22 protein-coding genes are annotated in these 19,023 nt (G+C 61.1%); 17 read left to right on the top strand and 5 right to left on the bottom strand.

Annotated elements, in window-relative coordinates:
• Positions 1 to 291: 291 nt before the first annotated feature.
• Positions 292 to 1,542 carry a DNA double-strand break repair nuclease NurA gene (locus OPC11_RS04535; RefSeq protein WP_007977036.1) on the top strand — a complete coding sequence of 417 codons (1,251 nt, stop codon included), beginning with the start codon at positions 292 to 294 and terminating at the stop codon, positions 1,540 to 1,542.
• On the opposite strand, the gene OPC11_RS04540 is transcribed toward OPC11_RS04535, so the two are convergent.
• Entirely contained in the window at positions 1,536 to 1,871 is a 336-nt protein-coding gene (locus OPC11_RS04540; RefSeq protein WP_007977034.1) for a hypothetical protein, read from the bottom strand. The genes OPC11_RS04535 and OPC11_RS04540 overlap by 7 nt on opposite strands.
• 171 nt (positions 1,872 to 2,042) lie before the next feature.
• Between OPC11_RS04540 and OPC11_RS04545 the strand changes: the two genes are divergently transcribed.
• From OPC11_RS04545 to OPC11_RS04560, 4 genes are all read left to right on the top strand, one after another.
• Positions 2,043 to 3,872, top strand: coding sequence for an ATP-binding protein (locus OPC11_RS04545; protein ID WP_007977032.1), 1,830 nt, complete (start codon positions 2,043 to 2,045; stop codon positions 3,870 to 3,872).
• 58 nt (positions 3,873 to 3,930) lie between these two features.
• The gene (locus OPC11_RS04550) at positions 3,931 to 4,353 is read left to right on the top strand and encodes a universal stress protein (protein WP_264781135.1); all 423 of its coding nucleotides are present in this window, start codon (positions 3,931 to 3,933) and stop codon (positions 4,351 to 4,353) included.
• A gap of 612 nt (positions 4,354 to 4,965) precedes the next feature.
• Positions 4,966 to 5,589 (top strand): hypothetical protein, encoded by a 624-nt coding sequence (locus tag OPC11_RS04555; protein ID WP_264781136.1) that lies wholly within the window; start codon positions 4,966 to 4,968, stop codon positions 5,587 to 5,589.
• A 110-nt stretch (positions 5,590 to 5,699) separates the two neighbouring features.
• Positions 5,700 to 6,353: a hypothetical protein gene (locus tag OPC11_RS04560; protein ID WP_264781137.1), complete on the top strand. Its 654-nt coding sequence runs from the start codon at positions 5,700 to 5,702 to the stop codon at positions 6,351 to 6,353.
• Between the two features lie 491 nt (positions 6,354 to 6,844).
• Here the strand turns inward: OPC11_RS04560 and OPC11_RS04565 are convergent, their stop codons facing one another.
• A complete protein-coding gene (locus OPC11_RS04565) occupies positions 6,845 to 7,939 on the bottom strand; it encodes a KaiC domain-containing protein (protein ID WP_264781138.1) in 1,095 nt (364 codons plus the stop codon).
• Positions 7,940 to 8,106: 167 nt separating this feature from the next.
• Between OPC11_RS04565 and OPC11_RS04570 the strand changes: the two genes are divergently transcribed.
• A complete protein-coding gene (locus OPC11_RS04570; protein WP_264781139.1) occupies positions 8,107 to 8,931 on the top strand; it encodes an NAD(+)/NADH kinase in 825 nt (274 codons plus the stop codon).
• 48 nt (positions 8,932 to 8,979) lie between these two features.
• Positions 8,980 to 9,915 (top strand): GTP cyclohydrolase MptA, encoded by a 936-nt coding sequence (gene mptA / locus OPC11_RS04575; RefSeq protein ID WP_264781140.1) that lies wholly within the window; start codon positions 8,980 to 8,982, stop codon positions 9,913 to 9,915.
• A gap of 361 nt (positions 9,916 to 10,276) precedes the next feature.
• Here mptA and OPC11_RS04580 read toward each other — a convergent pair whose 3' ends face one another.
• Positions 10,277 to 10,510, bottom strand: coding sequence for a hypothetical protein (locus OPC11_RS04580; protein WP_264781141.1), 234 nt, complete (start codon positions 10,508 to 10,510; stop codon positions 10,277 to 10,279).
• Positions 10,511 to 10,730: 220 nt separating this feature from the next.
• Between OPC11_RS04580 and OPC11_RS04585 the strand changes: the two genes are divergently transcribed.
• The 4 genes from OPC11_RS04585 to OPC11_RS04600 all read left to right on the top strand — a co-directional run bounded on the left by OPC11_RS04585 (position 10,731) and on the right by OPC11_RS04600 (position 14,603).
• Positions 10,731 to 12,101, top strand: coding sequence for an NAD(P)/FAD-dependent oxidoreductase (locus OPC11_RS04585; protein ID WP_007977017.1), 1,371 nt, complete (start codon positions 10,731 to 10,733; stop codon positions 12,099 to 12,101).
• Between the two features lie 66 nt (positions 12,102 to 12,167).
• The gene (locus tag OPC11_RS04590; RefSeq protein ID WP_264781142.1) at positions 12,168 to 13,337 is read left to right on the top strand and encodes an inorganic phosphate transporter; all 1,170 of its coding nucleotides are present in this window, start codon (positions 12,168 to 12,170) and stop codon (positions 13,335 to 13,337) included.
• Positions 13,338 to 13,442: 105 nt separating this feature from the next.
• A complete protein-coding gene (locus tag OPC11_RS04595) occupies positions 13,443 to 14,090 on the top strand; it encodes a DUF5828 family protein (protein WP_264781143.1) in 648 nt (215 codons plus the stop codon).
• A gap of 75 nt (positions 14,091 to 14,165) precedes the next feature.
• On the top strand, positions 14,166 to 14,603 hold the full coding sequence (locus OPC11_RS04600; RefSeq protein WP_264781144.1) for a universal stress protein: 438 nt from the start codon (positions 14,166 to 14,168) through the stop codon (positions 14,601 to 14,603).
• A gap of 10 nt (positions 14,604 to 14,613) precedes the next feature.
• Here OPC11_RS04600 and OPC11_RS04605 read toward each other — a convergent pair whose 3' ends face one another.
• Entirely contained in the window at positions 14,614 to 15,198 is a 585-nt protein-coding gene (locus OPC11_RS04605) for a DUF6149 family protein (RefSeq protein WP_264781145.1), read from the bottom strand.
• A 113-nt stretch (positions 15,199 to 15,311) separates the two neighbouring features.
• Between OPC11_RS04605 and OPC11_RS04610 the strand changes: the two genes are divergently transcribed.
• The 4 genes from OPC11_RS04610 to OPC11_RS04625 all read left to right on the top strand — a co-directional run bounded on the left by OPC11_RS04610 (position 15,312) and on the right by OPC11_RS04625 (position 17,703).
• A complete protein-coding gene (locus OPC11_RS04610; RefSeq protein WP_264781146.1) occupies positions 15,312 to 16,553 on the top strand; it encodes an FAD-dependent oxidoreductase in 1,242 nt (413 codons plus the stop codon).
• 134 nt (positions 16,554 to 16,687) lie between these two features.
• A complete protein-coding gene (locus OPC11_RS04615) occupies positions 16,688 to 16,897 on the top strand; it encodes a hypothetical protein (RefSeq protein WP_007977006.1) in 210 nt (69 codons plus the stop codon).
• Positions 16,898 to 16,974: 77 nt separating this feature from the next.
• The gene (locus tag OPC11_RS04620; RefSeq protein ID WP_007977003.1) at positions 16,975 to 17,229 is read left to right on the top strand and encodes a hypothetical protein; all 255 of its coding nucleotides are present in this window, start codon (positions 16,975 to 16,977) and stop codon (positions 17,227 to 17,229) included.
• 54 nt (positions 17,230 to 17,283) lie between these two features.
• Positions 17,284 to 17,703, top strand: a complete 420-nt coding sequence (locus OPC11_RS04625) for a hypothetical protein (RefSeq protein ID WP_264781147.1) — start codon at positions 17,284 to 17,286, stop codon at positions 17,701 to 17,703.
• Between the two features lie 19 nt (positions 17,704 to 17,722).
• Here the strand turns inward: OPC11_RS04625 and OPC11_RS04630 are convergent, their stop codons facing one another.
• Complete coding sequence (locus OPC11_RS04630; RefSeq protein ID WP_232423750.1) at positions 17,723 to 17,962, bottom strand: hypothetical protein; 240 nt, start codon at positions 17,960 to 17,962, stop codon at positions 17,723 to 17,725.
• A gap of 178 nt (positions 17,963 to 18,140) precedes the next feature.
• On the opposite strand from OPC11_RS04630, the gene OPC11_RS04635 reads away from it, so the two are divergent.
• Positions 18,141 to 18,674, top strand: coding sequence for a DUF5815 family protein (locus tag OPC11_RS04635; protein ID WP_264781148.1), 534 nt, complete (start codon positions 18,141 to 18,143; stop codon positions 18,672 to 18,674).
• Positions 18,675 to 18,742: 68 nt separating this feature from the next.
• Positions 18,743 to 18,964, top strand: a complete 222-nt coding sequence (locus OPC11_RS04640) for a hypothetical protein (protein WP_264781149.1) — start codon at positions 18,743 to 18,745, stop codon at positions 18,962 to 18,964.
• Positions 18,965 to 19,023: the final 59 nt, after the last annotated feature.

The raw sequence follows: 19,023 nt of genomic DNA on the forward strand, positions 1-19,023 counted from the left end.
GTGGCGCTCATCACCGCCGGTGCGACGATAATTGCCAATCGAAACGACGTCGGTTGGATACTCATCGTCGTGGGGGTGATACTCGCGAGGCAGAGACCGGGCGACTGACGCCGCAGGGCTATCGTTCGCCCGAAACGAATCGTTTCGTAGCGGCGGGGACGTCGGTCACGCCGAGCGTCGGCCGTCGGTTCGGAAGCGACCAGTCGTCGGTTCGGAAGCAGTCGGTATTCGATTACGCGCGGGAATCGGAGAACGGTACCTTTTTTCGGGGTGGACCGGGTTGAAGCGGGCATGACACTCGACCCCGTTCACTTCGACGGCATCGCCGAACTGGCGGACAGGATTGAGTACGAAGGGGAAGAGCGCGACCATCGGGAACTCGCACGGAACGTCTGGGAGAACTACCTCGACCCGCTGTTTCACGACGGGACGGAGATACTCGAACCGCTCTCGGACCTCCGTCGGAAGCGCGCCAACATCGAGGAGTTGGCGCTCGAAGCCGACCAGTTCGGGACGATGCACGGCCTCGATTCGGGGACCATCAACCCGCAACCGTTCAAGAACGGGTTGGTGGTGGACGTGGCGCACGCCGCGATGAGTTCGTCGCCGTCGGACCTCGACCTGCACGGGTCGCGGACCATCGTCAAGGCGGTCCACACCAACGACGCGACGACGGAGTTCGGCACGGACTGGGAGTCCTACAGCGAGGGGAGCAAGCGACGCATCGTCCACGCGCCGCGCCGGGACGACTACGAACGGGACATCGTGCACGCGCTGGCGCTGTACCGCGCCGAGAGTCGGCACGCGCTCGACCACGCCGACGACGTGTCGGACTTCCTCCTGCTGGACGGGCCGGTGTACCCGAAAGGCATCATCCGCTGGCGCGACCGCGGGTCGATACTTCCCGACCTGTTCGAGGAGTCGGACGAGGTGCGGACCATTCTGCAGAACTACGTCGAACTGGTGGAGACGTTCGCCGAGCGCGACGTGCCGCTCGCGGGGTTCGTCAAGAACATCTCCGCGAAGTCCATCATCCGCACGCTTCGGGCGAAAGGGGTGAACACGCCGTGGGTGCACGACGCGGCCTTCTTCTCGCAAGTCCTCGAACGCGGCGAGTACGAAAACGGGGAGTACGAGCGGTTCACCGACGACATGACCCTGACGAACTGGTTCGTCTCCCGCGCCGGGTCCGACGCCTTCTTCGGGAGCACGGAGGCCGCACGGCACGTCGAGCGAGAGTACGCGCCGGAGCAGTACGAACTGACGTTCTGCGTCGTCTACGACCCTCGGCGGCGATTGCTGTTCAAGATAGAAGCACCGCGGATCTTCACCGAGGACGAGACGTGTCGGCGGCGTATCGAGCGCCAACTCCTGAAAGAAATCGCCATCTCGAAGGGACCGCCGACGGTCATCACGAAGGCCGATTCGCTGGCGCAAATCGGTCGAAACAGCACTGATTCGCTGATAACGAGCTTCGAAAGGTCGTTCGATACCGAACTCGACCGGAACTACAACGACATCCGGTGGGGGCTCGACTACTGAAGCTCCGCTTTCTCTATCGAGAACTCCACGTCGTCCGCGTTCACGCCGATGCGAGCGAACTGCGTTCTGACGTGTTCTTCCGCGGCGTCGAGGGCCTGCTCGCGGGTGTCGAACCCGCGCGGCATCGGCGTCTCGAACGCGACGTGGACCTCCTCGCCGGATACCATCTGGGCGGTGCCGCCGCTCTCGACCTGATAGAACTCGTCACAGACCCAGACGTACGGCGCGTCTTCGTCCGGCGCGCCCTTGAACGAGGGCGAGCGTTCGCCCCGCTCGTACAACGTCCCCGTGAGGGTCGTCCCGCCTGCCTCACCACGAACGAGCAACATACCCATAGATAGGCGGTGGGAGAATAAAAGGCAAGTGGGGAATTTGGTGCCAAATCACGACAATCGGTGGTAAAGACGGGGCGTTTCGGTTCGTTTCACGCCGTCGGCCAGTAACTCGCACGTCCGGTCCCGTGCGAAACACGTTTCACTCGCGCCCGAGATGGCAGGTCCATGAGCGATTTGGGCGACTTCTCGAACTACGGGAGCGACACCGACGACTCGTCGGGGTCGGAAACGTCGTCAGGAACCGACGAAGGGCGGACGGACGAAACGAGCGCGACGGAGGCAAACGACGACTTCGACCGCATGGACCTCGACCCCATCGGCGAGGACCGCGGCCTCGGCAGTCTCGCCGTATCGGAGGGCCTCGTAATCGGCGAGGACAGCGACGACACCTGCCTCCGGGCGTACATCACCGCGCCGAACCGCGGCGACGTACGAATCGGGAAGTACCTGCTCGTGCCGTATCCCGACGGCGAGAAGCTCTTCTGTCGCATCACGACGCTGGAGTACGCACAGGAGTTCCACAGCGACGACGCCACCGAGATTCACGCCCGGCGAGCGATGCGCAACGGGACGATAGACGAGACGGACTACAAGTTCATGGCGACGCTCGAACCCATCGCGGTCCTCTTTTCCGACGGCGGCGAGCTAAAGCGGCGGATGACCGACCGCGTGCCGAAACCCGAGACGGTGGTCCGACAGGCGAGCGACAAGCGCGAAATCAAGACGGGGCTGAAGATTCCCGAGGACGGCGTGTTCCTCGGGCACCTCTCCGTCGGGGGCGAGAAGGTTCGAACCGCCGCGGAGCCGCCGACCATCGACTACCGCGTGACGGACGATTACGACTCGGGCGACCCGCTCGTCTTCCGCCACTCGCTCGTTGCGGGCGGCACCGGGTCCGGGAAGACCCACGGCGCGAAGAACATCCTCCGGCAGTACCTCGCCGACGAACGCACGTATCCGATGGAGGACGGCCGCGACGCACGGATGGCCGTCGTGCAGTTCGACCCGCAGGACGAGTACGCCCAGATGCACGACGACAACCCGGACGTGACGGCGAGCGACGAGCGCGCGTGGGAGCGCGAGGGCATCGCCCACGGCGGCCACGACGAAACCGTCGCGTTCGTCCCGAAGGTCGGCGGTTCGACGTACGCCGCGAGCCACCACGACGCCGAGCAAATCGAGTTCACGATACCGTTCTCGATGGTCAGGGACAACCAGTGGCTCGTCGCGGGCGCGAGCCTCAACGACAACCAGTACGGCGCGCTCACGCACCTCCTGAATCGGTTCTTCCGGAGCCACGGCGACGGCGGGACGTATCAGGAGTTCCTCTCCTACCTCGACGATCCGGCGCTCCGCGAGGAGTTGGACGAAACCGGGCGCGTCCACGAGGCGACGTTCGACGCGGTGAAGCGCCGCGCCCGCTCCGTGCCGAGCGGCGTGTTCGACCAGTCGGCGAAGTCCATCACCGAACTCGTTCCCCAGTTCGTTCGGTCCGGCAGGCTCTCGGTCGTGCCGACCTACCACCTGCCGTCGAGTCGGGCGAAGGAGATGGTCGTCCTCGCCGTGTCGAGCCTCCTCATCGACGAGAAGCTCTCGAACGCGCCCGAGTTCCCGACCATCAAGGAGACGCCGCTCCTCGTCGGGATGGACGAGGCGCACAACTTCCTCTCGAACGCCGACAGCGTGCAGGCCCGGAAGGTCATCGGCAAGTTCACCGACGCGGCGAAGCAGGGCCGCAAGGAGCGACTCGGCCTGTTCCTCATCACGCAGGACCCGCAGGACATCGCCGAATCCGTGTTCAAGCAGATAAACACGACCGTCGTCCTCAATCTGGGCGACGAGGACGCCATCAAGAGCGTGAACATCCCGACCAGTCTGGAGAAGAAGGTGCCGTACATGGAGAAGGGTCAGATGGTCGTCTATTCGCCGGACAACTCCGAGCCGGTCGAGATTACCGGATTGCCGAAATGTGTCACCCGGCACGGCCGAGACTGAATCGTTTGAGCGCGCGGAGAGACAAAACGCTATGTAACAGGAACGCGTAATATTCGATATGGGAAAGAAAATCCTCGTTCCGTTGGACGGGTCGGAACAGGCGACCGAGGCACTTTCGTACACGTTTTCTGAGTTTCCGGACGCCGATATCACCGTCATCAACGTCATCGACCCCATCGACGTCGGCTACACGTCCACGGTCGGCATGCCCGGCTATTCGGAGGAGTGGTACGAGGAGTCGAAGGAGAACGCCAACGCCCTGTTCGAGGAGGCACGGGAGCTCGCGGACGAGCACGGCGTCACGCTCACCACGAAGACCGAAGTCGGGCAACCGGCCCAGACCATCGTGGACTACGCGGAGGAGTTCGACCAGATCATCATGGGCAGTCACGGGCGTTCCGGCGTCTCCCGAATCCTCCTCGGCAGCGTCGCGGAAACGGTCGTTCGGCGCTCGTCCGTTCCGGTGACTGTCGTTCGATAATTCGGCGACGAAATTTTCACGATTACCGGAATCGGCCAGCGATGCAACCGTCGGACGGGACTTATTTTCCACATCGAAGTTCCCCGTTTCACCGACGATCTTGGCGGAATGAACGCTCGCATAGAGCGGTTTAGAACTGGGTGCATCGACTGGCAGATAGCGGATCACAGTTGATGAAACGCTGTAGAAATCAACGGCGAGTGGTCTTGAGTCTACGCTGCAATCGCCACCGAAACAAAATTGCTGCTCGACATCGCAGTGTTTGCGCAACGCGGCACCGAGTCGGTAACTGCGTTCCTCTCTGAGCTGTCCGAGAAATAAAATTTTCCTGATACGATATTTCTCGTTGATGGTTATGGGTATCGAACTTCCCTCTTTCGATTTGGAGAGGGGTCACCTCGTCTACAACGAGCGAAACCCCACCAAAAATGGTTTCATACGCTCAAAATGCGCATCGACCGCTTCAATCGCTCACAATCGACGCCTGTTGAGGAGGTTCAGAGCTAGACAATGCTTGGAACCGTATCTTCTCAATCAACTACAGTTTGTATTGATACATGTCAGGGACAAGAGCAACATTTAATACCAATCAATTGTACGACATTATTGTCAATGGTGCAATTGAAACTACGAGAACTTCTTGAAGAAATGACCGGAGCCCTCTTGTTGATTGCAGGAGGTTCTCTGCTGATCCAAGCTCTGGTCAGGAACCTTTCGGATTTTGTCGGGTTTACGATCCAAGAGAGACTACCGGAATGGGCGGGTCTAATTTCCCCCACGGAATTGATTGGACTCGTTGGACTTGCAATTCCATTCATTGCTTTGTTAGGTCTGTATCACCGCCTGACTTCCAAGACCCCTCGACTAGCGGTTCTGGGTAGCGCCCTGATGGCACTCACACCGATCCTATTTTTGAGCGGTCTCCTAACAATTCTAATCCGTCCGTTACCCGAATTGCCGTATCTCCTATGGCTCAGCCCCTTGCCGTACATAGTTGGGTCTGGGTTTTTCGGACTGGCTTTCTTCTGGAAAGACGGTTCTATCCGCTTCGTCGGGATTCCACTACTTGTTTTCTCGGGGACATGGGCTCTGATATACATTGTCGGTCTGAAGAACGGAGAAATCCCAGAACAACTTCCGTTCGTTGAACTACTCACTGTGTCTCTAGTTACAATGGGATACCTCCTCTCCACTAGCTCGACCACCCAATACAATGGTGCTTCCGCTGGTAGCTGACCGTTCACATATTCTAATTTCAGTGAGTATATGATTCGAAGTGATAATATGTAAACAGCAATGGAAAAACTATAAGTACAAAAATACAACATATAAATATTGTTGACAAAATGAGCAAACTCAATCGTCGAGACATACTAGAAAAAGTCGGCGCTGCTTCTTCAATTGGTTTGGTCGGCACTCTAGCTGTGGGACAAGTAGAGGGAAAAAGCGAAGTGAATCTCAGCAAAAAGGAAAAGGCGAAAATCAACCAAGTGCTGAAGATAGTGAACAGAGAGGATCTATCTGAAGTCTCTAAAAAGGAAAAATTGGAGAGATACAGCGATAAGATAATTGAATACGCACTCCTTCCGCATAGTAAAACAGTTAGCAGAGATGAGCGAGCACAGGCAAATACCGAGAGTGGAGGTGACCTTTCGGTAGAGTCTGCACCCTCGGATAATATGACGACCACCGTCACGAACAAGAATGCTACTGGAGATAAGCTGTGGCAGTTGACAGTAACGACGTGGTGGACCTATACCGGAACAGACATTGAGTCTGTGAGTTGGGATATTTCAACAGACACTTGGAACAGTTGGAGTACGGATTCTACGAACGTCACCGATTCAACTACGGAGGATTCTGACGGAGGTGTTGGCTCTTGGAGGGTAAATGGAACCGGTACGTTCAAAAGCTTCATCGGGACACATCAGAGTTGTACGATAACACACGTGATGTACGATTACGGTGGTTCCGATAGATACAGTTGCGCTGATCCGTAATTGTTGAAAGAGCCAATCATCGATTGGTATCGATATTACGATACGGTCGAGATAGCCGAGACGCCCTAGGTGACTTGCGCAACGTCACTCCTGCCTTTCGGGAACCTTCTCGGGAATCATTTTACGAGACGAATTTTCTCCGACAGCGGTCCGCTCTTGACTCACCGGCCGTCTTCGGTATCCGGTTGTAACTGCCTGAAGCGGTAGTCACAAAGCGCTCCGGGGGCAACGGAATGGACGGCGTCCGGTGGACAACCGGGCTGGCCGCGACTCGGCGAACTGTTGGGACTCATACCAACACCCTATATGGCCGTCGTGGTCACTGTGGGGGATTATATGCGTAAAATGTAACACCGAAAAATCGAAGATTTTTCGGGCCGACGACCGACCAACGGGAGGGAGGAGCGCTTTTGGTGCAGATTTTTCCAGGGAGCCAGCGGAAACGACGACGCGGCCGTCGTCGTTTCCGCCTGCGACCGCAGAAAAAGGTGCTAGAACAGATTGGCTTGTTGATACACGCTGATTCCCTCGTCCGTGATGTCGTAGGGCTTGATCTCGCGGGAGTGGTTCGCGTCCCGGATTTTCTGGATTTCGATGGCGAGTCGCGTCTCGCGGAAGTCGTCGGTGCTGCGCACGTAGCGGAGGACGAACACGGCGTCGGTGAGGTATTCGATGATACCGTGGCGGGAAGAGTAGGGGTTCTCGTCGCTGGCTTCGCTCGTGAGCATGGTGGTCACGCCCGCTTCCTTGAGACTTCGAGTGAAGTCGTAAATCTCGTTGCGGCGGGTGGCTTGCCCTTGATACATCATTTCGAGGAGCGACACGGAGTCGAGGACGAGCCGCGACGCGCCGAAGTCGCGGACGAGGCCGGGGAGTTCGCTTCGAATGCTCGACAGCGAGTTGGCCATCTCGATGGGGTCCAAGTCCACGACCGCGAGGCGGTCCTCCTCGACGTACTCGTCGTAGGGCCAGCCCTTCTCGGTCGCGCTGGCGACGATTCGCTCGTGGCTCTCCTCCAGCGTGACGTAGACCGCCTTTTCGCCGTTCGAGAGGGCGTGGTTCAGAAACTGTAGTCCGAACGTGGTTTTCCCGGTCCCCGCGTTGCCGATGGCGACCATCAGGGTTCGTTCGGGGACGCCGCCGTGGATCATGCTGTCGAGGCCGTCGATGCCGATGTCGATGCGCGGGATGGCGGATTCGAACGCCTCGTCGTCGAAGCTACTGCCGCCACCGCCGAAACCGCCAGCGTCGAACCCGCCTTCGCCACCAAATCCGTCGTCGAACCCGCCTTCGCCGAATTCGCCGTCGTCGAATCCGCCACCGCCGCCGAAGTCCGGTTCGCTTCCTCCATCGGCACCGGGAGCGCTGGCGAACGCGCTGGCGAAATCGTCCTCGAACAGCGGGTCGTCGCCGGTGTCCGGTGCGTCGTCGGTCGCATTTCCCTCGACCGCGTTTTCATCGGCGTCACTGTCCGCTTCCGTTCCGTCCGCTTTCCTATCGACGGATTCCTTGCCGACGGATTCCTCGTCATCGGATTCCTCGTCGTCCCGAAGCGCGGCCTCGAACCAATCGTCGTCGTCGCTCACGTCAGTCCCTCCGCATCGGCTTCGATTCGGCGTGAACCGCGGACCGATAACCCGGTCGTCCGCGTCCGGTTCCGAGCGACAGTTCTCATCGTCCTGTCACTGGCACCCGTCGTAAATTAATGTTCGTGTCGGCGGCTTTTTGAGCACCGGGAGAGAACGAGGCCGTGATGAACGTCGGTATCGTCGCACAGCGGGGAAACGAGCGGGCCGCGACACTCGCGGGACGGCTCCGAGAAACGCTCAGAGACGATTCCGTGGCGGTGTACATCGACGCCGCGACCGCAGAGCGGTTGGGCGTCGACGGCGTGGACGTGAGCCGGATGGCCGAAAACGATCTGGTCGTCAGCATCGGCGGCGACGGCACCTTCCTCTTTTCGGCGAGCGGTGCGGGCGGGACGCCGATACTCGGCGTCAACCTCGGCGAAGTCGGATTTCTGAACGCGGTCGCGCCGGAAGACGCCGTGGCCGAAGTCGGCGCGGTCGTCGCGGAGTATCTGGAGACGGACGAGATACCGTCCTGGGAAGTGCCCCGCCTCCGTGCGACCGGGGAGGGCGACTGGTCGGTCCACCCCGCGCTGAACGAAATCGTGATACAGGGCGCACAGCGCGGACACGGACAGGGACTCGACTACGAAGTTCACGTGGACGACGTGGAGTACAACAGCGGCCACGCTGACGGCCTGTTGGTTTCGACGCCGACTGGGAGCACCGCCTACAATCTCAGCGAAGGCGGGCCGCTGGTCCACCCCGGCGTGAACGGGTTGATACTCACCGAGATGTGCGCGTCACATCCCATGCCGCCGCTGGTGTTCGAACCGGACCACGAGGTGGTGGTCGAGGTGTCGAACGCGGACGCCGCCGTCGTCGGCAGCGACGGGACGCAAGTACGCATCGAACCGCCGGAGACGATTACCGTCTCGCTCGCGTCCGAACCCGCCCGAATCGCCGGGCCGTCGCCGAACTTCTTCGAAGCCCTCGGAAAGTTAGACTGACTGCCGGAAGCGGAAGCCTCTAATTCCGTTGCTCACAAGGGAACGACAATGAAAGGGCAACTTCCAGACGTACAGGCAACGGAACCCGACGTGACCGTCGGGTTGAATCGGGTCGGCGTGACGGGGGTCGAGAAGTTGGTCGAAGTCGCCCGACCTGACAAACGACCCTACGTTCTCACCGCGGAGTTCGACGTGCTCGTCGACCTCCCGAGCTGGCGGAAAGGCGCGGACATGAGCCGAAACATGGAGGTCGTGGACGAAGTGCTCGAAGACGCGGTGAGCGAACCGACCTACCGACTCGAAGACGTGTGCGGCGACGCCGCCGAGCGACTGCTCGAAAAGCACGAGTACACCTCGAAAGCGGAGGTCAGCATGGAGGCGGAGTTCATGGTGCGCGACACGACGCCCGAGAGCGAGCGCCCCACGCAGGCCATGGTGGACATCATCGCCAGCGCGACCGCGACCGAGGAGGAGACGACCGAGGAAATCGGCGCGCGCGTCACGGGCATGACGGTCTGTCCCTGCTCGCAGGGTATGATGAGCGGCCGCGCGAAGGAGAAACTCCTCGACCTCGGCGTCGGCGAGCGCGAAGTGAAGGAGTTCCTACGGGAGATTCCGCAGGCGGGCCACTCCCAACGCGGCCACGCGACCCTCACCGTCGAGAGTTCCGGCGCGCCCGAAGTGGACCTCCACGAACTCATCGAGGTCGCCCGCGACTCGATGAGCGCTCGGATTTACAACCTCGCCAAGCGCCCCGACGAGGACCACATGACGTTTCAGGCGCACGCCGACGCGAAGTTCGTCGAGGACTGCGTGCGCGACATGGCCCACGGCGTCGTGGAGACGTTCCGCGACCTGCCCGACGATGCGGTCGTGACGATGAAACAGAGCAACGACGAGTCCATCCACCAGCACAACGCCCACGCCGAGCGCGTGGCCGAGGTAGGCACGCTCCGCGAGGAAGTCGCCGAATCGAGCGAGTGACGTAGATTTTCGCCGTTTCTTTCCCGAGGTATCCTTCTTTTCGGCGACAACGTGTAGCGTTTTGGAGGCACGTGGCTGTTCGGTATCGTGAGCGAACTCGTCCGCCGTGACCGCAACTGCGGGGGACCGTAATTGCAACTGCGGGAGACCATAATTACAACTTCGGGGGACCGTGACCGCACCGGGACCGCACGGCCGTCCGTCCGCTCGGCCCCTGACCTCCCCGGTGCTCGGACGCCATCGCCGTATGGCTCGGGCGTCCTCGCCGCGCATCCCGAAAGCGGCCGTGAAAACGGCGTTTCGCCCTCGGTTCGGTCGCTTTCGCTCGGTAGCCGTGGTCCCGACGTTCACCACGACGTCGCTACCGGATTCGGACGCCGCCGACGTACAGGCCGTTGCAGAGGACGAACACGCCGATAGCGCCGTAGATGACGCCCGAAGTGGGAACCGTATGCGGGTCGATGGCCCAATCGATGATACTGAACCCGATGAACGCGAGGAAGAGACCGAAGAGGTGCCGACCGAGGGACCGCCGGAGGACGAGGAGTGGGCCGAACGAACGGGAGGAAGGGGACGCGGGTGTATCGGGTGACATTGTATACTGAGGGATGTGACAGTACCAAATACGTTGTGCATCAGTACGAGAGTTCGAGAGTCGCTCGAACGCCACGAGAACAGCGGGAAGGAACGGCCCGCGGCGGTCTTTCGTTCAGCACCGGGCGTGGAATCTTCGCGTGAGCGACCCGTCCGAAAAACGAACCTCCCGGATTGCGGGGTCGTAAGACGTATTCCATGCGACAACGAATCCGTCTTTTATGATAGGTATCGTCGGCGGGGGAATCGCCGGATTGGCCGCCGCCTACCGCCTCCAACAGCACGGCTACGACGTGCAAGTATTCGAAGCGAGCGATGACCTCGGGGGACTCGCCGCGACCTACGAGACGAACGGGGACCGCATCGAGAAGTTCTATCACCACCTCTCCGCGTCCGAGCAGACCATCATCGACCTCATCGAGGAACTCGGACTGGACGACGATTTGGACTGGCCCATCGGCAAGAACGCCTACTACATGGACGGCGTGGTCCACCCCCTCGACAAGCCGTGGGAGATTCTCGCCTACCCGCACATGAGCTTCTACGACAAGTTCCGCCTCGGCATGCTCACGCAGGAAATCGACGTTCGCGGCGGGATTCCGAAGTTCGACAGCTACGAGCGACTGGAGGACTACGAGGACGTTCCCATCAAGGACTTCCTGGTGGAACACACCTCGCGGGGCGTCTACGAGAACTTCTTCGGCCCGCTGCTGGACGCGAAGTTCGGGAGCAAAAAGGAGAAGGTGAGCGCCGCATGGCTGCTCGGCCGCATCAAATTCCGCGGCGAGCGCGACCTGCTCCGCGGCGAACCGCTCGGCTACCTCCGCGGCGGCTTCGGACGGCTCATCGACGCGCTCGTCGAAGAAGTCGGACGAGAGAACATCACGACCGGCGTGTACGTCACCGACCTCGATGCCGAGGACGGGCACGTCACCTCCCTGACGACGGAAGCGACCGAAAGCGCCGAGGTCGCGGCCGCCGACGGCGGCACCGCAACCGAAACGCACGACGTGGAGAGCGTCGTCGTCGCCGCGATGCCGAACGTCCTCGAAGACTTAACCGGCTACGAGTGCGACATCGACTTCCAAGGCGCGGTCTGTGCGCTCGTGACGATGGACGAACCGCTGACCGACACCTACTGGCTCAACATCGGCCACGACGCGCCGTTCGGCGCGCTCATCGAACACACCAACTACATCCCGCCGGAGCAGTACGGCGGCGACCACCTGCTCTACGTCGCCAGCTACATTCAGGACTACGAGGAGGAGTTGTGGCAACTGGACGACGACGAGGTTGAGGAACTGTGGTTGAGTCACATCGAGGAGATGTTCCCCGAGTGGGACCGCTCGTCGGTGACGAACTTCCGCCTCGCGCGCAACCCGCGCGCAGCGCCGGTGTACGAGCGCGGCTACCTCGATATGGTCGTCCCCTACGACCTCGGCGACGACATCGCGGACGGCATCTACTACGCCGGAATGGCGAGCAAGGCCCAGTATCCCGAGCGCAGTCTGAACGGCGGCATCGTCGCTGGCTACGAGTGTGCCGACCGAATTTCCGGGAAGAAAGTGGTCGTCAGTCCGGACGACGAGTAGTACCGGTAATAACCTCCCGGAATACGCTACGGGTAGGGTCTTGCCAGTTCGTCGCCGGTAGTCTGCATGGTGGGGACAGCGCAGCTGGCGGTCGTGGGTATCGGCGCGGTGGCGAGCTTCTTCATGGCGTGGACGGTCGGGGCCGGATGGACACCGTACGCACCGGGCGTCGGCGCTCGAACCACGACGGTCATGCGGGCGGCGTTCTTCACCGGTCTGTTCGGGATACTGGGAGCGATTTTACAGGGCGCGAACGTTACGGAAGCGATTTCCGCCGGACTCATTAACGGCGTGACACTCACACCGATTGCGGCCGTCATCGCGCTCCTCGTCGCCGCCGGACTCGTCGCCGTCGGGATATTCACGGGGTACCCGCTGGCGACGGCGTTCACGGCGACGGGTGCGGTCATCGGCGTCGGTCTGGCCCTCGGCGGGACGCCAGCCTACGCGAAATATCAGCAAATACTGCTTCTGTGGGTCCTGACACCGTTGTTCTGTGGCGGCATCGCGTATCTCCTCGCTCGGTTGATTCGCCGCGACGACGTGCCCGACGAGTATTCGATTCCCCTGTTCGGGGCCATCGTGGGACTCGTCCTCGCGAACTCGCCGTTCACCGTCCTCGCTCCGGAGTCGGGCGGCGCGTCGATTGCGGCGGTAGCCGCGAAGCGTTTACCGCTCCCGGAGTTCACCGGCGTCGCCGTGGTAACCCTGTTCGTCGCGCTCGTCATCGGCGGTCTGCTCCTGGTGGACGTTCGCGCGGACGTACGGGCGGGGCAGCGACACCTCCTGTTCGGCATCGGCGCGCTTGTCTCCTTTTCCGCGGGGGGCAGTCAGGTCGGACTCGCCGTGGGACCGCTCGCGCCGCTGGTGATACCCATCGGACTCTCGCTCGCCGTCGTGTTGTTGTTCGGCGGTCTCGGGGTGATGTTCGGCGCGTGGATGGGTGCGCCGCGGATGATAAAAGCCCTCGCGCGGGACTTCTCCTCGCTCGGACCACGGCGGGCCACCGCCGCGCTCATCCCAGCGTTCGCCATCGCACAGACCGCGGTGCTGTTCGGCATCCCCGTCTCGTTCAACGAAATCGTCGTCAGCGCCATCATCGGCAGCGGCTACGCCGCAGGAGGCGGACGCATCAGCAAGCGAAAGATGTCCTACACCGTCTTCGGATGGCTCGTCTCGTTGCTCCTCTCGTTCGCGCTCGCCTACGGGGCGGTCCTCGGGGTCGGAATGCTATAGTCCGACGTATCGAGGCTAACGATTCGCGGAGGAGCGTTATCTCAACCTTGAACCGGCAAGAACCCGTCGGAAACGTAGATAGCCGTCGCTGACATACCTCGACGTATGGAGGAGAGTATTGCTGGCTTCAAGGAGACGGGGGACTGGGTGGCCATCGTCGAACACGGCGAGCGAATCACGAAAGCGCTCGACGAGGAGGGAATCGAGGGTCACGACTTCGACGAGTGGAACGAGTGGCGGCCGAAAGCGGGCGAGCGACTCAGGGAGGACGTGAACGAGAAGACGGCGAAGCAGGCGAGTGCGGCGCGTGGCGAGGGGGAGAAGGCGGGGAAGTCGTCCACGGAAGACGCGGAAACGGCGCGCGAAGAACTCGAAGACACGGTGTCCGAACTCGCAGAGGGCGACATCGACGATGCGTTGGAAGAAGGAAAAGGCACCATCGAGTACGCGACTCGGGCGGCCGACACGGCGGGACGGAAGGCGCTTCGAACCGTCGAGGAGACGGTGTACAAACACGTCATGACGCAGGTGTCGCCAGCCTACTTCGACAACGAACTGGTGAGCGCGAACGTCGAACGCGGCCGGGGCGAAAACCGATACACCTTCGAGGTGAACGTCAACGACGACGACCTCAAGGCCCGCGTCAGCGACCGACTGAAGCGGTACGACGAGGAGATAGACCGCTGGCGCGGCGAAACCGAAAAGGAAACCGAGTCCGTCGAGGCCGCGGAGGGAATCGACCCGGTGGAGTGACGGAGTTTGGTTCGTCGGTTGGGGCTCGGAACTCGACGCTACTTCTATTGATGGCCGGAGCGTGGATGAGCTATCATGTTCGACCGAATCCTCGTTCCCATCGACGGCAGCACGGCGGCGAAAAACGCGATTCCGTACGCACTCGATGTCGCGGAGACGTACGACGCCGCGCTCTACACGCTTTCCGTCGTGGGTGCGAGCGGCGGCGAGGATGGGGAAAAACGCACGTCGATGTACGAGAAGTTTGGGCCGGAGTCGAAGCGGCAGGTAGAGGAGCTGCTCGACCGGGCGCGTGAGAAGGGAATCAGAACGGCGGCGGGGTCCATCGCCGAAGGAAAACCGCACCGCGCGATTTTACGGTACGCGGACGAGCAGGACATCGACTGCATCGTGATGGGAACGCACGGACGAGGCGGCATTCGCTATCCGCTTCGTCGGAGCGTCACGGAGAAAGTCCTCAGGCAGGCGGACGTTCCTGTGTTGACGATTCGCTTGGGGGAAGCGGAGGAGTAGGTGGACGGATTCAGGCTTCGCCTTCGTCCACGCCGACCGCATCCGAGATGTCCACGTTCTCGGGTTCGTCCTGGCCGCCGACTCGGATTTCACCGTCGTCGCCTTGGACGTACACGTCGTCGGCGAAGCCGCCTTCCGCGAACGGGTGTTCCGGGTCGTCCAGTTTTTCGGGCGTGGACGGCGCGTCGGGCATCTCGTCGGGGGCGAACTCGCCCAGCGGGTCGGCGATGGTGATGTCGTGCTCGGCGAAGAACGTCTCGTAGCGCTCGTAGTGTTCTTCGAGTTCGTCGCTCGGGAACTCCATCATCTCCGTCCAGCCGTGGTTGTAGAAGTCGAAGTTCGACTGGATGTGCGTGATTTCGCGGGCTTCCGCCTCCGGCGCACCGGCCTGTAGGGCCGCGAGGTACGAATCCATCGTTGCGTCGAAGAAGGCGTCGAGTCGTTCCTTGCGTTCCTCTCGACGTCCCTCCTCGGCTTTTTTGAGGAAAATACCCGTGTGCATGTCCACCAGTTTCGACTTCACCACGTCGCTGACGACGGGCAGTTCGAGAGCTTTTCTCGACGCGAAGTGGCGCGCGTTCTGACGGATTTTCATACCCGTGTTTGGGACGCGACGGTCTTCAACGTCCCGACTCAGGCGTGTGTTGGCGTTTGACAGCGATATCGAGATAGCAATCCACTTTAACCCCGACGAAGAACGTCCCAAACATGAGCGAATCGTACGTGATCATCGGGGATGGCATCGCGGGCAGTTCCGCGGCCGAAACCATCCGCGAGGAAAAACCCGACGCCGACATCGCCGTCATCACAGATGAGGGCGAAGCACTGTACAATCGTATTCTCATCAAGGAATTCGCCAAAGGCAAACTCCCCGAAGCGCCCATCTCCATTCACGAACCGGAATGGTACGACGAGCGCGACATCGACCTCGAACTGAACACGTTCGTCACCGACATCGACCCGGACGCACACGAGGTCCACACCCACGCGAGCGGGACCTACACCTACGACAAACTCCTCGTCGCCACGGGCGGGACGCCGACCCAGCTTCCGGTTGACAACAGCGACGCCGACGGAATCCACCACTTCTGGACGTTTCAGGACGCCCGACGCATCGCCGAACACGCGGAAGCGGCGGACACCGGGACCGTCATCGGTGCGGGTCTTCTCGGCATCGACCTCGCCGCCATCTGTGCCGCACAGGACGTCGAAGCCAAGTACATCATGCGCGGCAACCGCTGGTGGCGCTACGGCCTGAGCCTCGACGGTGCGGAGATCATTCACGACGCGCTCGAAGAGAAGGGCGTCGAACCCGTCCTCGAAAGCGGCGTCAACGGCTTCAAGACGGACGACGACGGCAACGTCGTCGCCACCATCGACGCGGACGACAACGAGTACGAGAGCGATTTCGTCGGCATCGCAATCGGCCTCAACTTCAACACGGAGTATCTGCAGGGCAGCGGCGTCGAGACGGACAACGGCGTCGTCGTGGACCAGTACATGCAGACGAACGTGGACGACATCTACGCCGCGGGTGACATCACGCGCTTCTACGACGTGATTTTGGACGAGTACGCCCAGAACGGGTCGTGGGGCAGCGCGAAACAGCAGGGCGTCATCGCCGCGAAGAACATGGTCGCGGACGACGAGGAAGAGGAGTTCCGCTGGGTTTCGTCGTACTCCATCACTCACTTCGACTTCCCGTTCCTCTCCTTCGGCTTCCCGACGATGGGCGACGACGAGTGCGAGGAGAAGTACAGCGAGACCGAATGGCGTCGCCTCTCGTTCAAGGACGGAAAACTCATCGGCGGCGTCCTCATCGGCGATATCGCCCCGCAGGGCAAGTACAAGGACCTCATCCGCAACGAGGTCGAGTGTGCCGACCAGAAGGAAATCCTCCTCGAGAAGGATTTCGACCCGGACAAACTCGCACCCCAGCAGGAACAGTGAGGCCGTAGTGCGGAGCGGTTCGAGGTTGTATTTTTGTCGTTTGATGTAGATAAAATCAATAGTTGTCACGACGTGAAGATTTAAGTACTACCACGACAGTTGGTATCATTGGCCATGCTCGGTCGGGAGAATTCGTGAAACCCAAGATAGCCGTCGAACCGGTGGATTCGATTCCGAACGACGCGCGCGTTCGACACTACGACGAACTCGAATACGACGCGAAAGGGCACTTCCCGAGCGTCGTCGAACGCGGCGAACAACTCATCGACTGGGAGACAGCGGGACAGTTCAGCGACGGCGAATTCGTGAAGTACACCGGTTATTTCCGGGTACTGCTCGCGTAGCGAGAGAACCATCACGTTTTTTCGAGATGATTGCCACAAGGTTTAAGAGGTGCTAAGTCAATTGGTAACATGTATCAATGGCTTCGAACAGCACGAGTAGTCTCGGGTCCGCATCGACCGGAGAGACGGCGTTTACCATCACCCGAACCGAAACCGTTCCGGCGGGCGTTCGGGTGTACCACTTCGACGAACTCTCGGAGGCGACTCAACAGGTGTTCGCGGAAATCGACGGCCGCGAGCGAGTCGTGAGGATGGGCGAAGCGGTGGCGAACGAGTTCACGACCGACGCCCTCGTGGTGTTCGACGACTACTACCGAATCGACGTGCCCTGACCGGGCGAACGAGCAACCGAAGCCGTTTTCTCCCGCAGGACGGGATGTAGGGACATGAGCATGAGCGGAAGCGGCGAGATGACGCTGGCGTTCGAGTTGTCCGCGCTCAAAGCGTTGGCGAGTCCCGGAGCGGTGTTCGAAGACGCCCGACGCTGGACGCGGTACGTCGGCGTCATCTCCGACCAACCGACCTACGTGGTGACGAACTTCACCCGGAAGAACCGCATCCGACAGGACTTCTTCTCCGGCCCGAAAGGACGCGCCGAGAGCCTCGACAGCGTGAAATCGCAGTTCGACACCGACCGCCACGTCTTCGTCGGCGTGACCGACGAGGACCGCGAACTCGCCGAGGAGCACGACTGGGAGTTCCTCCACGTCGAGGACGCCGCCGAGGCGGCCGAGTGGGACCTCGCGTCCGACGACGACGGCGAAGGGGCGGCGAACGAAGAGGACGTGCGCGACGACTGGCCGTAGCCGGAGAATCGCTACTCGGTCAGCGGTCCGCCCGCAACCGTCGTCTCCCTTCCTCGGTTATCTGATAACAGCACCAGTTCGAGTTCCGAACGAGGTCGCGCTCGACGAGGGAACGACAGCGAGTCGCGGTGACGCAGTTGGACAGCGACAGTCGTCGTTCGATGTCGATTCGAACCTGTATCCCCTCCGCGTCGAGCAGTCGGAGGATTCGTTCGTCGATCGGGCGCAGTCGGTCGGGAACCCCGCTGGCCTGTGCCATAGCAGTCAGTATTTTTTCCGCCATCAAATAGCTCGCTAAGAGGGGTATGTATCGTGGGCTGGAACGGGGGAGGACTATTGAGCACTATCTGTACGGTCGCGGTACGTGTCGGGCGAACGAATCGGCTCCGACGACGACCAATCACGTTCTTTAAACTCGTCAGGGACGAACGGAGCGTATGGCAGAACCGCGCGTACCGGGAGGAGACGGTGCGACGCTCGACCTCCCCTGTGGCGAGTCGGTGGCGACCGGGAAACTCGACATGGGGATGCGCGAGTACGACTGTGACTGTGGCGAATCGCATGCGGTCGTCATGGACGTCCATCCGCCGTCACGGTTCGTCCCCGAGTTCCTCGTGGATATCCTCCGCGAAACCATCGATACGACCGACGAGAACGTCGAATTCGGCACGCTCCACATCATGGGCGTCGTCATGGAGGAGTTCCCCGAGGAGGTCGCAAGCGAGGACGTGGCGGAAAACCCCGACCTCGGCTACGCGATGGTCTGGGTGACCGACTTCAACTCGCGTCGTCTTCACGAGGTCGTCGTCGAACTCATCGTCGAACTGATGGAACACGCCGTCAGCCACGCCGAGGACGACGAGGCGATGAGTCAGTTCGAAGCGGACATGCTGAACTTCGACGTGCCGACCTTCGTCGAACAGTATCGGAAGGAACGCGATTTCTCCGGGCCGCACGACCGACCGGCGTGAGCGGGGACGCTCCGACCGGGGTGGTTGTCTGACTGAAATTTAAGTACCTAATGGCCGATATGACGACCATGCCACTTCGGGGGAGTGCGTTCGAACGGATTCGGGACGTCGTGACCGAACACGGGAGCGGTGAACCGTTGACGGCGCGGGAAATCCTTTGCCTCCTCGACGAGAGCGACGCCCACGAGGAGTTCGAGAGTACACACGAAATCGCCACCGTCCTCGGGCGGCGGGCACAGGCGGGCGACGTAACCGTGATTCGGTCTTCGCCGTATCGATACGAACTCTGAGTACGACACGAATCCCGGTTGTACACCAAACTACAAGACCCCGGAACGCCCCCTTCGAG

Source organism: Haladaptatus sp. T7, assembly GCF_026008575.1.
Lineage (GTDB): Archaea > Halobacteriota > Halobacteria > Halobacteriales > Haladaptataceae > Haladaptatus > Haladaptatus paucihalophilus.

Excerpts from the sequence above, each read along its gene's own strand:
- OPC11_RS04540 (WP_007977034.1), bottom strand. The coding sequence starts at position 1,871 with ATGTTGCTCGTTCGTGGTGAGGCAGGCGGGACGACCCTCACGGGGACG.
- OPC11_RS04590 (WP_264781142.1), top strand. The coding sequence starts at position 12,168 with ATGGTGGGGACAGCGCAGCTGGCGGTCGTGGGTATCGGCGCGGTGGCG.
- OPC11_RS04635 (WP_264781148.1), top strand. The coding sequence starts at position 18,141 with ATGGCAGAACCGCGCGTACCGGGAGGAGACGGTGCGACGCTCGACCTC.
- OPC11_RS04560 (WP_264781137.1), top strand. The coding sequence starts at position 5,700 with ATGAGCAAACTCAATCGTCGAGACATACTAGAAAAAGTCGGCGCTGCT.
- OPC11_RS04545 (WP_007977032.1), top strand. The coding sequence starts at position 2,043 with ATGAGCGATTTGGGCGACTTCTCGAACTACGGGAGCGACACCGACGAC.
- OPC11_RS04600 (WP_264781144.1), top strand. The coding sequence starts at position 14,166 with ATGTTCGACCGAATCCTCGTTCCCATCGACGGCAGCACGGCGGCGAAA.
- OPC11_RS04570 (WP_264781139.1), top strand. The coding sequence starts at position 8,107 with ATGAACGTCGGTATCGTCGCACAGCGGGGAAACGAGCGGGCCGCGACA.
- OPC11_RS04640 (WP_264781149.1), top strand. The coding sequence starts at position 18,743 with ATGCCACTTCGGGGGAGTGCGTTCGAACGGATTCGGGACGTCGTGACC.
- OPC11_RS04620 (WP_007977003.1), top strand. The coding sequence starts at position 16,975 with ATGGCTTCGAACAGCACGAGTAGTCTCGGGTCCGCATCGACCGGAGAG.
- OPC11_RS04625 (WP_264781147.1), top strand. The coding sequence starts at position 17,284 with ATGAGCATGAGCGGAAGCGGCGAGATGACGCTGGCGTTCGAGTTGTCC.
- OPC11_RS04630 (WP_232423750.1), bottom strand. The coding sequence starts at position 17,962 with ATGGCACAGGCCAGCGGGGTTCCCGACCGACTGCGCCCGATCGACGAA.
- OPC11_RS04595 (WP_264781143.1), top strand. The coding sequence starts at position 13,443 with ATGGAGGAGAGTATTGCTGGCTTCAAGGAGACGGGGGACTGGGTGGCC.
- OPC11_RS04580 (WP_264781141.1), bottom strand. The coding sequence starts at position 10,510 with ATGTCACCCGATACACCCGCGTCCCCTTCCTCCCGTTCGTTCGGCCCA.
- mptA (WP_264781140.1), top strand. The coding sequence starts at position 8,980 with ATGAAAGGGCAACTTCCAGACGTACAGGCAACGGAACCCGACGTGACC.
- OPC11_RS04610 (WP_264781146.1), top strand. The coding sequence starts at position 15,312 with ATGAGCGAATCGTACGTGATCATCGGGGATGGCATCGCGGGCAGTTCC.
- OPC11_RS04550 (WP_264781135.1), top strand. The coding sequence starts at position 3,931 with ATGGGAAAGAAAATCCTCGTTCCGTTGGACGGGTCGGAACAGGCGACC.
- OPC11_RS04605 (WP_264781145.1), bottom strand. The coding sequence starts at position 15,198 with ATGAAAATCCGTCAGAACGCGCGCCACTTCGCGTCGAGAAAAGCTCTC.
- OPC11_RS04555 (WP_264781136.1), top strand. The coding sequence starts at position 4,966 with ATGGTGCAATTGAAACTACGAGAACTTCTTGAAGAAATGACCGGAGCC.
- OPC11_RS04535 (WP_007977036.1), top strand. The coding sequence starts at position 292 with ATGACACTCGACCCCGTTCACTTCGACGGCATCGCCGAACTGGCGGAC.
- OPC11_RS04585 (WP_007977017.1), top strand. The coding sequence starts at position 10,731 with ATGATAGGTATCGTCGGCGGGGGAATCGCCGGATTGGCCGCCGCCTAC.